Genomic DNA, 14,242 nt, shown 5'->3' with positions numbered 1-14,242 from the left:
CCGAGCCAAACGCCGAGCAGGCTGCGTTCAACGCGCCTTTCGCAAGCGAAGGCCTCGAGCGGCTGCGCGACAGCCATTGTTGAGCGCGCAGCCTATTCCGTCGGACGCCGGCTCGCACTGAAATCATTTGCGCTGCTCTCGGGCGCGGCGCTGCTTCCGCGCGGCGGCACCATCAGCACGACCACCTCCCGCGTGAGACCGGGCCGGCCCCACAGCGTGGCCTGCACGGTGAATTCACGCCTGACGAACTGTCCGGCGCCCGAGGACACCCGTTCCATCCAACGGTTGCAATAGTCCTGGCCGCGGAAACAGAGCGCGGCCCAGCCGCGATCCAGCGTCCTCTTGCGCGGCAAACCCCAAATGTATTGATACGCGAGCGGCCGTGCATAATAGGGATGATCGGGGCTATAGAATGCCGCCGCAAAAGCCAGCGCATCATCGCCGCTCACGGCGCTCAGCGGCTCGCCGGTCAGCTCGCGCCACTCGCGCGTCAATTCGCCGGCCGCCTGCGCGTAGAAGTTCCGGCCCTCTTCGTAGCCGTGATTGTTGCGATAGACGGCATGGATCGGGGCCGCGACCAGGACGGCGGCGAGCGCGACGCCGGCCGCGGTCACCGCGAGGTTGACGGTGTAGAACCGCTCGATCGGATAGCGCGTGCCGCAGACCACGAGAATGACGAACAGGAACAGCCCCTGCAACGCCCACAGCGACGGCAGATCCGTTCCCATCACAAGCGACGTCAGGACCGGCAGCACGATCGTGCCGATCGCAATGTAGAGGAGAAGCCGCAGGCCCGGACTCATTGCCATGAAGTCGGCCGGAAACTGCTTCAGCCGCGTGCCGGCGATGAGCATCCAGGACACGGCCGACACGCTCATGGCCGCGGCCAGCCCCAGCAGGAAATTCTTCGCCTCACCGAGCGAGCTCACAGCGTTGCCGTTGGCGTGAGCCAGCGCATAGGTGAAGGCCGACGCGCCCGTCGTCGCGAGCCAGTAGAGGTGCGGCGACAGCGCCGCGAGCCCGACGGCGACCGAGATCCAGGGCGAAGCCGAGGTGAAATAGGCGCGCCGCGCCGGATGCGCCAGCGCGGCAAAGGCGAAGCTCGCGACGAGAAAGATCGAATAATATTTGCCGACCATCGCGAGCGCCGTCGTGCATCCCACAGCGACCGCCCACAGCTTGCCGCGCGTCTCGAATGCGCGCAGGAAGCACCAGGTCGCCAGCGGCCAGGTCGCGAGCAGCACCGCATTGGCGTTGAAGCGCTGGGCGTGGAATTGATAGGCCGGCGTCAGCATCAACAGCAGCAGCAGCAGGATGCGCTTGTGCCCGGTCACGAACTGCCGCGAGATCAGATCGACGAAGAACAGCGCAAGCCCGGCATTGGCCATCGCCAGCAGTTGCAGCGACCCGTCACTGAGCGGAAAGACGAAGGTCCATGCCGCCGCGACCCACCCCATCAACGGCGGATGCTTGTGATAGCCCCAGGCAAAGTTCCGTCCGAGCGTCCAGGCCTCGAGCGTATCGGGGTGCAGGCCGCCGCCGGCATAGGCGATGGCCAGATAGAGCGTCCAGATCGCAACGAAGCAGGCGATGAGAAGCGGCACGGCCCAGCCCGCTTCGACGCCGTCGAGCCAGCGCAGGAAGGGCCGGCGCCATCGCGCCGGCGCGCGATCGGACCGTTCGGCCATCGCCTGGAATGCAAAATCGACTGGCACAGGAATCAGTTGGGACAGGGAAAGTGATGCGCGAAGACGGCACATCTATTTCAGGTTGGAAACAAATAGCAATGATTGGAAACTGGAAGAGTTAAAGGCTCCACGGTCGTCTCGAGCCGGCAAACGACAACGGCGCCGCTGGTGACAGCGGCGCCGCGTGATAATCCGGACGAAAGGCGGAAGGACCCGCCCGCCTATTCCGACTTGTCGACGTTCCAGAACAGGGGCGTTGCGGGCCCGTCGAGCACACCGCTCAGCGATTTGCGCCAGCCGCTCGGCAGCAGATACTGCCCCAGCGGAACGTAGATCACCTGCTCATAGGCTTCTTTCTGGATGTCGGCGGCGATCTTCTTCTGCTCGTCGACCGACGGCGCGCGGACGAAAGCATCCTTGAGCTGCTCGATCTTGGGGTCTTCCGCCCAGCCGAACCAGCCGCCCTTCTTGCCCTGGCCGCCGATCGAGAGATTGGCGATCGGGTTGGAGACGTCGGCCGCGACCCAGTTGGTGAAGAACATGTTCCAGCCGCCCTCCTTCGGAGGCTTCTGGCTGGCGCGGCGGCTCACCACCGTCTGCCAGTCGGTCGCTTGCAGGTCGACCTTGAAGCCGGCCTCGCGCAGCAACTGGGCCGCAACGATCGGCTGCGCCTTGAGCGTCGTGACGTCGCCGGGCGCCATCACCACGACCGGAGTGCCGTCATAGCCGGACTCGGCGAGCGCCTTCTTGGCTTCCGCCATGCCATTGCCCTTCACCAGGGTCTCGGCGCCGACGTCGGTCGCGAGCGGGGTATCGCACACGAAGAACGCGCCGCAGACCTTCTGATATTTGGCGTTGCCGACGAGCGCATCGAGAACGTCCTTCTGGTTCATCGCCAGAAAGGCAGCACGGCGCACCTTCACGTTGTCGAACGGCGGATACAGGAAGTTCATCCGGCCGAGCGTCTGGAAGCCGAACTTGTTCGAGACCTCGATCGTGATCTCCTTGTTCGCTTCCAGCACCGGCAGCATGTCGTACGGAAGGTTCTCCACGAAGTCGATGTCGCCCGACTGCAGCGCGTTCACCGCGGTCTGCGAGTCCGGCATCGTGATCCACTCGACGCGGTCGACCTTCACCACCTTGCCGCCGGAGGTCCAGCTCGCCGGCTCCTTGCGCGGCACGTAATCGGTGTTCTTGACGTAGACAGCCTTCACGCCGGGCTGGAATTCCGACTGCACGAACTTGAACGGGCCCGAGCCGATCTGCTCGGGGATCTGCTTGTCCGGCGGCGTCTCGGCGAGGCGCTTCGGCATCATGAAGGCAACGCGCGAGGACGGCTTGCCGATGGAGTCGAGCACGAGGCCGTAGGGCTCCTTCAGCTTCAACGTGATGGTCTTGGCGTCGGTCGCCTCGAGGCTCGCGGTGAAGTCCATGAGCTTCTGGCCCATGCCGTCGACCGCGCCCCAGCGCTTCAGCGAGGCAACGCAGTCTTCCGCGGTCACCGGCGCACCGTCATGCCACTTCAGGCCGTCGCGCAGCGTGAAGGTGTAGGTGAGCTTGTCGTCGGAGATCTTCCAGTCCGCCATCTGCGGCTGGATCTTGAAGTTCGAATCGGTGGCCACCAGCGTGTCGTAAACCATGTAGCCGTGGTCACGCGTGATATAGGCCGTGGTGAAGATCGGATCGATGATGCGCAGATCGGAATGCATTACCGCGGTGAGGGTCTTGCCGGCTGCAAGCACTGGCGAGGCCAGTGCGGTCGAGAGCGCGACGACCGACAGCGCAAGTTTGGAGGCGAACGCGCGAGGCGCCCGGCGCATGAAGTGGAACATAAAGAGTTTCTCCTGACGTGAAACTGTTCAAAGGCAGGTTATTGGTTGGGCATTCGGTTCGTTCTTTGGGCGAACTAACCTCATGCAATGCCTTTATCTTTTCGAGACTTGCAGACAGTGCCGAGCGCGTCAATCCGGTTTCGCTGCAGGCCCAGGCGGCGCGCGCACGGGCTCCCCAAAGATCGGTTTGGCTCTACAACGCTCTCCGCTTGTCCTGCCCCGCGCCGATGCAATGCGCGTTCCATCTTTCGAAGCTTGAGAGACATTACGATGAATCCAGCCAATCTTCCCTTCGATTCCGAGGCGATGCTCGAGGGCCTGCGCGGATGGGTGGAATGCGAAAGCCCGACCTGGGACGCGGGCGCCGTGAACCGCATGCTCGATATCGCAGCGCGGGATATGGCAATCATGGGTGCGACGATCGAACGCATCGCCGGCCGCCAGGGCTTTGGCGGCGTGATCCGTGCGCGCTTTCCCCATCCGAAGCAGGGCGAGCCCGGCATCCTGATCGCCGGACACATGGATACCGTCCACCCGGTCGGTACCATCGAGAAGCTGAAATGGCGGCGTGAGGGCAACAAGTGCTACGGCCCCGGCATCTGCGACATGAAGGGCGGCAACTATCTCTCGCTGGAAGCGATCCGGCAGCTGGCGCGCGCCTCCTTCACCACGCCGCTGCCGATCACCGTGCTGTTCACGCCGGACGAGGAGGTCGGCACGCCCTCGACACGCGACATCATCGAGGCCGAGGCTGCGCGCAACAAATACGTGCTGGTGCCCGAGCCCGGCCGTGCCGACAACGGCGTCACCACCGGACGTTACGCCATCGCGCGATTCAATCTCGAGGCGACCGGCCGGCCGAGCCACGCCGGCTCGACATTGTCGGCGGGCCGCTCGGCGATTCGCGAGATGGCGCGGCAAATCCTCGCCATCGATGCGATGACGACGGAGGACTGCACCTTCTCGGTCGGCGTCGTGCATGGCGGACAATGGGTTAATTGCGTTGCTACGATCGCCACCGGCGAAGCGCTTTCGATGGCCAAGCGCCAGGCCGATCTCGATCGCGGCGTCGAGAGGATGCTGGCGCTGTCAGGCACAACCAATGATGTTGCGTTCAAGGTGACGCGTGGCGTCACCCGGCCCGTGTGGGAACCCGATGCGGGCACTATGGCGCTGTACGAGAAGGCGCGCGACATCGCCAGATCGCTCGGCGCCGAGCTGCCGCATGCGAGCTCGGGCGGCGGCTCGGACGGCAACTTTACCGGCGCAATGGGCATCCCGACGCTCGACGGCCTGGGCGTGCGCGGCGGCAATGTCCACACGCTCGAAGAGTATATCGAAGTCGAGAGCCTGGTCGAACGCGGGCGCCTGATGGCCGGACTGCTGGCCACGCTGGAGTGATTAGAATCGTCATTCCGGGGCGCGTCGAAAGACGCGAACCCGGAATCTCGAGATTTCGATGCTGGCGTATCGCCCCGGAATGACGCCGCAAGAAAATAACTGGCCGCACTGCAAAACCTGTGGCCCTGATGGCACGGGAATTGCTCAAATGTTAGGCTGATGGCAGAACAGGCAACGACCGCTGCCGCCGATTTGACTCTAATCTGACGGATTCAACTTGCTCGGATATCTCCTTCGCCGAATCTTCGCCGCCGTGCCCGTGATGGGCGTCGTCGCGCTGTTCGTCTTCCTCCTGCTCCGCCTCACCCCCGGCGATCCCGCCGCGATCCTCGCCGGCGACAACGCGACGCCGGAACGGCTGGAGCGCATCCGGACCTCACTCGGCCTCAACGAGCCCCTGATCGTGCAGTTCATCACCTGGGTGAACAAACTGCTGCACGGCGATCTCGGGACGTCGCTGATCTCCAACCTGCCGGTGATGAAGATGATCGGCCAGCGCGTCGAGCCGTCGATCTCGATCGCGCTGTCGACCATCATCCTCGCCGTCATCGTCGCGGTCCCCTTGGGGGTGATCGCGGCGTGGAAGCACGGCACCTGGATCGACCGTTTCGTGATGGGTCTCTCGGTGCTCGGCTTCTCGGTCCCGGTGTTCGTGGTCGGCTATGTCCTGATCGAGGTCTTCGCGATCGACCTGCGCTGGGTGCCGGTGCAGGGCTTCAAGAGCATCTCGAACGGCTTCGGTCCGTTCTTCGAGCGCATGATCCTGCCGACCTGCGCCCTCTCCTTCATCTACATCGCGCTGATCGCGCGCATGACGCGCGCGGCGATGCTCGACGTGCTCGGCGAGGACTATGTCCGCACCGCGCGCGCCAAGGGCATCAATGAAGTCGCCGTGATGATGCGCCATGCGCTGCGCAACGCCGCCGTGCCCGTGATCACCGTCATCGGCACCGGCTTTGCGCTTCTGATCTCCGGCGTCGTCGTCACCGAGAGCGTGTTCAACATCCCCGGCATCGGCCGCCTCACCGTGGATGCGGTGCTGGCGCGCGACTATCCGGTGATCCAGGCGATGATCCTGCTGACCTCGCTGATCTATGTCGTCGTCAATCTCCTGATCGACGTCGCCTACACCCTGCTCGATCCCCGGATCCGGTACTGAGGCAAGGATAAGGACAAAAATGTCGGTCGATACCCTTCCCCAGTCGTCCATTCCGATCACGTCGCCGCTGCGGCCGCGCTTCGGATTCCTCACCTCGACGCCGATCATCGCCACGGCGACGGTCCTGCTCGCGCTGATCGTGCTGATCTCGATTCTGGCGCCGCTGATCGCGCCGCACGATCCGATCCAGCTCGCGCCGTCGCAACGATTGAAGCCGACCTCGGCGCAATTCCTGCTCGGCACCGACGCCTACGGACGCGACCTGCTGTCGCGCGTCATCTATGGCGGCCGCATCTCGCTGCTGATCGGTGTCGGCTCGGCGATCCTGTCGATCGTCATCGGGCTGGCGATCGGCCTCGTGTCCGGCTTCTTCAAGCTGGTCGATTCCGTCCTGATGCGGGTCATGGACGGCCTGATGGCGATGCCGAGCATCCTGCTCGCGATCGCCGTGGTGTCGCTGTCCGGTGCCAGCATCTGGACCGTGCTGATCGCGATCACGATCCCCGAAGTTCCTCGCGTGGCGCGCCTGGTGCGCTCGGTCGTGCTGTCGGCGCGCGAGGAACCCTATGTTGAAGCGGCGATCTCGGTCGGCTCATCCCTGCCGAAGATCATGTGGCGGCATTTGATGCCGAACACGATCGCGCCTCTGATCGTGCAGGGCAGTTACGTCTGCGCCTCTGCAATCCTAACCGAGGCGATCCTCTCCTTCCTCGGCGCCGGCATCTCGCCAGAGACGCCGACCTGGGGCAACATCATGGCCGAGGGCCGCCAGTACTTCCAGATCAAGCCGTCGCTGATCTTCTGGCCGGGCCTCCTGCTCTCGATCGCCATTCTCAGCATCAACCTGATTGGCGACGCCGCCCGCGACGCCCTCGATCCCCGCATGAAGCAGCGGGAGGGGAAGTGATGACCAAGAGTTCAGTCATTCCGGGGCGCGACGAAGTCGCGTGCGCGGAATCCATTTCACCTCTTGTACTGCGGCCCGATGGATTCTCAGGTGCGCAATTGCGCACCTTGGTTCGCACTAGCGCGCGCCCCGGAATGACGAGCGAAAGTTTTGCGGCATGACCAACCCTGTTCTCGACATCAACAACCTCGTCGTTTCCGTCGGCAAGAAGCCGAAGGCGGCGAACATCATCGACGGCATCTCGATCCAGGTGCGCGAACGCGAGACGCTGTGTCTCGTCGGCGAAAGCGGCTCGGGCAAGTCGGTGACCTCGCTGACCACGATGGGCCTGCTGCCGAAGGGCACGCTGGTGCCCACCGCCGGCAGCGTCAAGCTGGTCGGCGAAGAGCTGCTCACCGCGACCGACCGCCGGCTGCGCCAGCTCCGCGCGACGCAGATGGCGATGATCTTCCAGGAGCCAATGACCGCGCTCAATCCGGTCGTGCCGGTCGGCCGGCAGATCGACGAAGTGCTGCGCGCGCACACCAATCTCGATGCCAGGGCACGGAAGAAGCGCATCCTCGACATGATGGAGCAGGTGCGCCTGCCCCAGGTCGAGCGCATCTTCGCCTCCTACCCGCACCGCCTCTCCGGCGGCCAGCGCCAGCGCATCATGATCGCGATGGCGCTGGTGCTCGAGCCGAAGCTGCTCATTGCCGACGAGCCGACCACCGCACTCGACGTCACCACGCAGAAACAGATCCTGACCCTGATCCGCGACCTCCAGCGCGATCACGGCACGGCCGTGCTGTTCATCACCCACGACATGGGCGTGGTGGCGGAAATCGCCGACCGTGTCGCCGTGATGCGGCAGGGTCGCCTCGTCGAGACCGGTCAGCTCGACGCCGTGCTGCGCAATCCGACCATGGAATACACCCGCAACCTGCTCTCGGCGGTGCCGAGCCTCGTGCCGCGCGCGGCGCGGCCCGAGACCAAGGAACCGGTGGTGCTGGAGGCCAACGACCTCAGCAAGGTCTATAAGGAGCGCGCCTTCTTCGGCAAAGGCCGCGAGGTCGTCGCCGCCGACAAGGTGACGCTGACGCTGCGCAAGGGCCGTACGCTCGGCATCGTCGGCGAGAGCGGCTCGGGCAAGTCCACGGTGGCACGCTGCATCGTGCGCCTGATCGACCCGACCTCCGGCGGCGTGCGCCTGTCCGGTCGCGAGATCTCCGACATCTCGCGTCGCCTGCTCCAGCCGCACCGGCAGAAGATCCAGATCGTGTTCCAGGATCCCTACCGTTCGCTCAACCCGCGCATCACGGTGGGCGAGAGCATCGCGGAAGGCCCGATCAATTACGGCGTCTCGCATGCCGACGCGATGAAGCGCGCCCGCGAGCTGCTCGAGCTGGTCGGCCTGCCGGCCGATGCGGTGTCACGCTATCCGCACCAGTTCTCCGGCGGCCAGCGCCAGCGCATCGCGATTGCGCGTGCGCTCGCGCTCGATCCGGACGTGCTGGTCGCGGACGAAGCGGTCTCCGCGCTCGACGTCTCGGTGCAGGCGCAGGTGCTGGAACTGCTCGACGAGATCCAGAAGCGGCTCGGCATCGCGATCCTGTTCATCACCCACGATCTGCGCGTCGCAGCGCAAATCTGCGACGAGGTCGTGGTGATGCAGCACGGCCGCGTCGTCGAACAGGGCCCCGCCGCCGAAGTGCTGACGCATCCGAAGGAGGCCTACACCAGGGCCCTGCTGGAGGCAGCCCCCGGCCGCGGCTGGGACTTTGCGAACTTCCGGCCGGTGTCGGAGGGCTTGGTGGCGACGGCGTAACTCCACTCTCTCCTCGTCATTCCGGGGCATCGCGAAGCGATGAGCCCGGAATCCATCAGGCCGCAGACTCTGTCGCATGATGGATTCCGGGCTCGCGCCAAGTGGCGCGCCCCGGAATGACTGCGGAGCAGCATTCCCAAAACGATCTGACCCTATGCACGGCGCGATTGCTTCTCACCTTGCTCTCGCCGCAAGGGCAAGGCTAACGTCGAAGGCTAGCGCGCGCACTTTCAATCGACTGGACTTGAATTGATGACACGTATCGCCGTCGGCGGCTTCCTGCACGAGACCAACACCTTCGCCCCGACCAAGGCGACATTCGCGGACTTCCAGCATGGCGGCGGCTGGCCGACGATGACTGAAGGTGCCGACGTGCTGAAGGTAATGCGCCGCATCAATGTCGGACTCGCCGGTTTCGTCGACAGCGCCGAAGCCAACGGCTGGGAACTCATTCCGACCATCGCCTGCGGCGCGAGCCCCTCCGCACATGTCACCAAGGATGCGTTCGAGCGCATCGTGAGGGTGATGGTTGACGGCATCGCAGCCGCGGGCCCGATCGACGCCGTCTATCTCGACCTGCACGGCGCGATGGTGACGGAGCATCTCGACGACGGCGAAGGCGAAATCCTGGCACGGGTACGCCGCGTCATCGGCGAGGATGTTCCGCTCGTCACAAGCCTCGATCTTCACGCCAACGTCACGCCCGCGATGATCGGGCATGCCGACGCGCTGATCGCCTACCGCACCTATCCGCATGTCGACATGGCCGAGACGGGCCGCGCCTCGGCGCGACATCTCGCGCTGCTGTTGAAGACCAAGCAGCGCTTTGCGAAAGCCTTCCGGCAACTGCCGTTCCTGATCCCGATCAGCTGGCAGTGCACCAACGACCAGCCGACCAAGGGCATCTACGAGAAGCTCGCCGCGCTCGAGAGCGACGGGGTTCCGACGCTGTCCTTCGCGCCGGGCTTCCCCGCCGCCGACTTCCGCGATTGCGGGCCGAGCGTGTTCGCCTATGGCAAGACGCAAGCCGACGCCGATCGCGCCGCGGATGCGATCGTCAAGCTGATCGAAAGCCACGAGGACGATTTCGACGGCAAGATCTGGTCGCCCGACGACGGCGTGCGCCATGCGATGGAACTCGCGAAGGGCGCCAGCAAGCCGATCATCATCGCCGACACCCAGGACAATCCCGGCGCCGGCGGCGATTCCGACACCACCGGCATGCTGCGCGCGCTGGTGCGCAACAAGGCCAGCGCCGCGACCGGCGCGATCTACGATCCGGAATCGGCCAAGGCCGCCCATGCGGCCGGTGTCGGCGCCACGGTGACGCTGTCGCTCGGCGGCAAGTCCGGCATTCCAGGCGACGAGCCCTATCGCGAGACCTTCGTCGTCGAAAAATTGTCCGACGGCCGCTTCATTGCGCCAGGCCCCTATTACGGCGGCCGCGAGATGGAGATGGGTCCTTCCGCGGCCCTGCGCATCGGCGACGTTCGTGTCGTCGTCTCCTCGCACAAGGCGCAGCTCGCCGATCAGGCGATGTACCGCTATGTCGGCATCGAGCCGACCGAACAGAAGATCCTGGTCAACAAGAGCTCGGTGCACTTCCGCGCCGATTTCGAGCCGATCGCGGAACAGCTGATGATCTGCGCCGCCCCCGGCGCGATGCCGGCCGATACCGCCTCTCTACCCTGGACGAAGCTGCGCCCGGGCATCCGCATCAAGCCGAACGGCCCCGCTTTCAATCCCCCTTCACGCTAACCGGACAGAACACATGCCCACGATCGACCGCATCGACGGCTATGCCGACGAACTCACCGCTATCAGGCGCGACCTCCACGCCCATCCCGAGATCGGCTTCGAGGAAGTGCGTACTTCCGGCATCGTTGCGGACAAGCTGAAGGGCTGGGGCATCGAGGTGCATCGCGGCCTCGGCGGCACCGGCGTGATCGGCGTCATCAAGGGCAAGGGGTCGAGCGGCAAGCGCATCGGCCTGCGCGCCGACATGGACGCGCTGCCGATGGAAGAGAACACCAATCTGAAATGGAGCTCGAAAATCCCCGGCCGCTTCCACGGCTGCGGCCATGACGGCCACACCACCATGCTGCTCGGCACCGCGCGCTATCTCGCCGAGACCAGGAACTTCGACGGCACCGTGCACCTGATCTTCCAGCCGGCCGAGGAAGGCCTCGGCGGCGCCCGCGCGATGATCAAGGACGGGCTGTTCGAGAAGTTTCCGTGCGACGAGCTCTACGGCCTGCACAACGCGCCCGACCTCAACCACGGCGAGATCGCGATCCTGCCCGGTCCGGCGATGGCCAGCGCCGACTTCTTCGACCTCCGCATCACCGGCTATGGCGCGCATGGCGCGATGCCCGAACGCTCCAAGGACGCGGTGATCATCGCAACCACGCTGGCGCAGGCGATCCAGACCATCGTCAGCCGCAACGTCGAGCCGCTGCAGGCTGCGGTGGTGTCGATCACCCAGATCCATGCGGGCTCCGCCTACAACGTCATTCCCGGCGACGCGCATCTTTGCGGCACCATCCGCACCTTCTCGAAAGAAATCCGCACCCTGGTCAGCGAACGCATCCGCACCATCTGCGCCGGCATCGCGAGCGCCTATCAGTGCGCGATCGACGTCGACATCCGCGACACCTTCAACGTGCTGGTCAACCAGGTCGAGCAGTCCAAGGTGGTCGAGGAGGTGGCGCGCACCGTCGTCGACCCCGCCAAGGTGATCACCCGCACCCAGCCGAAGATGGGCAGCGAGGATTTTGCCGACATGCTGGAGACCATTCCCGGCGCCTATTTCTGGGTCGGCCATGACGGCTCGGTGCCGGTGCACAATCCCGGTTTTGTGCTCGACGACAAGATCCTGCCGATCGGCGCCAGCATGTTCGCCCGCATCATCGAAACGCGCATGCCGGTCGTTTAGCAATGCATAAAAAGAGTGTCGAAGAGGCGGTCACCTCGCTGCACGATCTCTCCGCGGTCGATCTGATCGCGGGCTATCGCGCCAAGCAATTCTCGCCGAGCGAGGTGCTGGAGGACGTGCTCACGCACGTCGCCGCGTGGGAGCCGCACCTCAAGGCGCTCTATGCGTTCGACCCCGACGGCGCGCGCGAGGCCGCAAAGGCCTCGACCGCGCGCTGGACCGGCGGCGAGCCGTCCGGCCCGCTCGACGGCGTGCCTGTCACGGTAAAGGACAACATCGCGACCAAGGGCGTGCCGGTGCCGCTGGGGGCGGCCAGCGTCAAGCTCGTGCCGGCCGAGAAGGACGCCCCGCCCGCCGCGCGGCTGCGCGAGGCCGGCGCGATCATCTTCGCCAAGACCACCATGCCCGATTACGGCATGCTGTCCTCCGGGCTCTCCAGCTTCCACGCGCTCGCGCGCAACCCCTGGGAACTCTCCAAGAATCCCGGCGGCTCCAGTGCCGGTGCAGGCGCCGCCGCGGCGGCCGGCTACGGCCCCCTGCATCTCGGCACCGATATCGGCGGCTCGGTGCGCCTGCCCGCGGGCTGGTGCGGCCTCGTCGGATTGAAGCCGAGCTTCGGCCGCGTACCGATCGACCCCACCTATGTCGGCCGCGTCGCCGGCCCCATGACCCGCACCGTCGACGATTGCGCGCTGATGATGAGCGCGATCGCAAAGCCCGACCGGCGCGACGGCATGAGCCTGCCCGCCGAACCCCTCAACTGGAAAGGGCCGGAGAAGTCTCCGCGAAAGCTGCGCATCGGCCTGATGCTCGATGCCGGCGTCGGGCTGCCGGCAGAACGGCCGGTCCGTGACGTTGCCGTGAAAGCCGCAAAGGCGTTCGAATCCGCAGGTAGCGTCGTCACCGAGGTCGACGGCATTTTGACCCGCGAGATGCTCGACGGCCTCGACAATTTCTGGCGCGCGCGGATGTGGGACGATTTGTCCAAGCTGACGCCGGCCGAGCAGGCAAAGGTGCTGCCCTACATCTTCAAATGGGGCGCATCCGGCGCAAAGCTCTCGGGTGTGGATGTCATCCGCGGCTTCAACGAGACCATGGCGATCCGCGCCGCGGCGTCAAAGCTGTTCTGCGAGCTCGACTACGTGATCTCGCCGACCGCACCGAACGTGAACTATCCGGCCGACTGGGCGTCGCCGACCAACGATCCCATGAGGCCGTTCGAGCACATCGCCTATACCGTGCCGTGGAATATGTCGGAGAACCCTGCGGTCTCCCTCAACGGCGGTTTCGACGCCAACGGCTTTCCCATCGGCGTGCAGATCGTCGGCCGCCGCTTCGACGACATCGGCGTGCTCGGCATGGCCAAGGCCTTCGAGGGCTTGCGCGGCCCGCAGCGGCCCTGGCCGAAGCCGCCGGCACGCTGAATATCCTCCGTCATTCCGGGGCGTCGCGAAGCGACGAGCCCGGAATCCATAACCACCATCGTGAGTATGGATTCCGGGCTCGCGCCAAGAGGCGCGCCCCGGAATGACGTGCTACAGAGAGAATAAGAAACAAAGGAAGGAAATAACCCATGGCGTATGAGACGATCAAATACGAGGTCGCCGAGCAGATCCTCACCATCACGCTGAACCGGCCCGACAAGCTCAACGCCTTCAACGCGCAGATGCAAGCAGAGCTGATCGACGCGTTCGATGCCGCCGACAAGGACGACAACGTCCGCGCCATCATCGTCACCGGCTCCGGCCGTGGTTTTTGCGCAGGCGCGGACCTCTCTTCCGGCGCCGACACGTTTGATCGCGACGCGCGGCGCGGTCCCGTCAAGCGCCTCGCCGACGGCAAGGTCGATTACAGCGATCCGCAGGTGCGCGACGGCGGCGGCCAGGTGACCTTGCGTATTTTCAAATGCCTCAAGCCCGTGATTGCCGCGGTGAACGGCCCTGCCGTCGGCATCGGCGTCACCATGCAGCTCGCGATGGATATCCGCATTGCCTCCGACGCCGCCCGCTTCGGCTTCGTGTTCTCCCAGCGCGGCATCGTGCCCGAGGCCGCCTCGAGCTGGTTCCTGCCGCGCATCGTCGGCATCTCGCAGGCGCTGGAATGGTGCTATTCGGGCCGCGTCTTCCCGGCGCAGGAAGCGCTTGCGGGGCGTCTCGTCAGCAAGGTGGTGCCGCCGGATGATCTCTTGCCGACCGCCCGCGCGCTCGCCAAGGAATTCGCGGCGAAAACCGCGCCGGTATCGGTGGCGCTGATCCGGCAGATGATGTGGCGCATGATGGGTGCGGACGATCCGATGGAAGCCCACAAGGTCGACAGCCGCGGCATCTACGCCCGCGGCCGCTCGGACGACGTCAAGGAGGGCGTGGTGTCGTTCCTGGAGAAGCGTCCGGCGCAGTTCAAGAACAAGGTGTCCAGCGACATGCCGGATTATTTCCCGTGGTGGACCGAGCGGGAGTACAAATAGCGCTCTCGTAGGGTGGGCAAAGCGAAGCGTGCCCACCATTCTGGTTTCG

At 65.2% G+C, this 14,242-nt stretch carries 10 protein-coding genes; 8 read left to right on the top strand and 2 right to left on the bottom strand.

Annotated elements, in window-relative coordinates; translation table 11 throughout:
- Window positions 1-92: 92 nt before the first annotated feature.
- Window positions 93-1,688, bottom strand: a complete 1,596-nt coding sequence (locus ACVWW6_RS23355; protein WP_456681444.1) for a glycosyltransferase family 39 protein — start codon at window positions 1,686-1,688, stop codon at window positions 93-95.
- A gap of 221 nt (window positions 1,689-1,909) precedes the next feature.
- The gene (locus ACVWW6_RS23350; protein ID WP_028175414.1) at window positions 1,910-3,520 is read right to left on the bottom strand and encodes an ABC transporter substrate-binding protein; all 1,611 of its coding nucleotides are present in this window, start codon (window positions 3,518-3,520) and stop codon (window positions 1,910-1,912) included.
- A 270-nt stretch (window positions 3,521-3,790) separates the two neighbouring features.
- On the opposite strand from ACVWW6_RS23350, the gene ACVWW6_RS23345 reads away from it, so the two are divergent.
- From ACVWW6_RS23345 to ACVWW6_RS23310, 8 genes are all read left to right on the top strand, one after another.
- Window positions 3,791-4,921 carry a M20/M25/M40 family metallo-hydrolase gene (locus ACVWW6_RS23345; protein ID WP_456681443.1) on the top strand — a complete coding sequence of 377 codons (1,131 nt, stop codon included), beginning with the start codon at window positions 3,791-3,793 and terminating at the stop codon, window positions 4,919-4,921.
- Between the two features lie 217 nt (window positions 4,922-5,138).
- Window positions 5,139-6,080: an ABC transporter permease gene (locus ACVWW6_RS23340; RefSeq protein WP_028175416.1), complete on the top strand. Its 942-nt coding sequence runs from the start codon at window positions 5,139-5,141 to the stop codon at window positions 6,078-6,080.
- A gap of 19 nt (window positions 6,081-6,099) precedes the next feature.
- Window positions 6,100-6,987: an ABC transporter permease gene (locus ACVWW6_RS23335; RefSeq protein ID WP_011088345.1), complete on the top strand. Its 888-nt coding sequence runs from the start codon at window positions 6,100-6,102 to the stop codon at window positions 6,985-6,987.
- A gap of 157 nt (window positions 6,988-7,144) precedes the next feature.
- Window positions 7,145-8,794 (top strand): ABC transporter ATP-binding protein, encoded by a 1,650-nt coding sequence (locus ACVWW6_RS23330; protein ID WP_271612051.1) that lies wholly within the window; start codon window positions 7,145-7,147, stop codon window positions 8,792-8,794.
- A gap of 252 nt (window positions 8,795-9,046) precedes the next feature.
- Window positions 9,047-10,552 (top strand): M81 family metallopeptidase, encoded by a 1,506-nt coding sequence (locus ACVWW6_RS23325; protein WP_304547416.1) that lies wholly within the window; start codon window positions 9,047-9,049, stop codon window positions 10,550-10,552.
- A gap of 13 nt (window positions 10,553-10,565) precedes the next feature.
- Window positions 10,566-11,729, top strand: coding sequence for a M20 aminoacylase family protein (locus ACVWW6_RS23320; protein WP_060908089.1), 1,164 nt, complete (start codon window positions 10,566-10,568; stop codon window positions 11,727-11,729).
- A gap of 2 nt (window positions 11,730-11,731) precedes the next feature.
- A complete protein-coding gene (locus tag ACVWW6_RS23315) occupies window positions 11,732-13,153 on the top strand; it encodes an amidase (protein ID WP_456681442.1) in 1,422 nt (473 codons plus the stop codon).
- A gap of 149 nt (window positions 13,154-13,302) precedes the next feature.
- Window positions 13,303-14,193 (top strand): crotonase/enoyl-CoA hydratase family protein, encoded by an 891-nt coding sequence (locus ACVWW6_RS23310; RefSeq protein WP_011088350.1) that lies wholly within the window; start codon window positions 13,303-13,305, stop codon window positions 14,191-14,193.
- Window positions 14,194-14,242: the final 49 nt, after the last annotated feature.

This window comes from Bradyrhizobium sp. USDA 3311, assembly GCF_054062495.1.
Note: the sequence above shows the minus strand (reverse complement) of the source record. Positions and strands in the feature narration are given on the sequence as shown.

What these genes read in the sequence shown, in the direction of transcription:
- ACVWW6_RS23335 (WP_011088345.1), top strand. Translation starts at nt 6,100, where the DNA reads ATGTCGGTCGATACCCTTCCCCAGTCGTCCATTCCGATCACGTCGCCG.
- ACVWW6_RS23310 (WP_011088350.1), top strand. Translation starts at nt 13,303, where the DNA reads ATGGCGTATGAGACGATCAAATACGAGGTCGCCGAGCAGATCCTCACC.
- ACVWW6_RS23330 (WP_271612051.1), top strand. Translation starts at nt 7,145, where the DNA reads ATGACCAACCCTGTTCTCGACATCAACAACCTCGTCGTTTCCGTCGGC.
- ACVWW6_RS23345 (WP_456681443.1), top strand. Translation starts at nt 3,791, where the DNA reads ATGAATCCAGCCAATCTTCCCTTCGATTCCGAGGCGATGCTCGAGGGC.
- ACVWW6_RS23355 (WP_456681444.1), bottom strand. Translation starts at nt 1,688, where the DNA reads ATGGCCGAACGGTCCGATCGCGCGCCGGCGCGATGGCGCCGGCCCTTC.
- ACVWW6_RS23350 (WP_028175414.1), bottom strand. Translation starts at nt 3,520, where the DNA reads ATGTTCCACTTCATGCGCCGGGCGCCTCGCGCGTTCGCCTCCAAACTT.
- ACVWW6_RS23320 (WP_060908089.1), top strand. Translation starts at nt 10,566, where the DNA reads ATGCCCACGATCGACCGCATCGACGGCTATGCCGACGAACTCACCGCT.
- ACVWW6_RS23315 (WP_456681442.1), top strand. Translation starts at nt 11,732, where the DNA reads ATGCATAAAAAGAGTGTCGAAGAGGCGGTCACCTCGCTGCACGATCTC.
- ACVWW6_RS23325 (WP_304547416.1), top strand. Translation starts at nt 9,047, where the DNA reads ATGACACGTATCGCCGTCGGCGGCTTCCTGCACGAGACCAACACCTTC.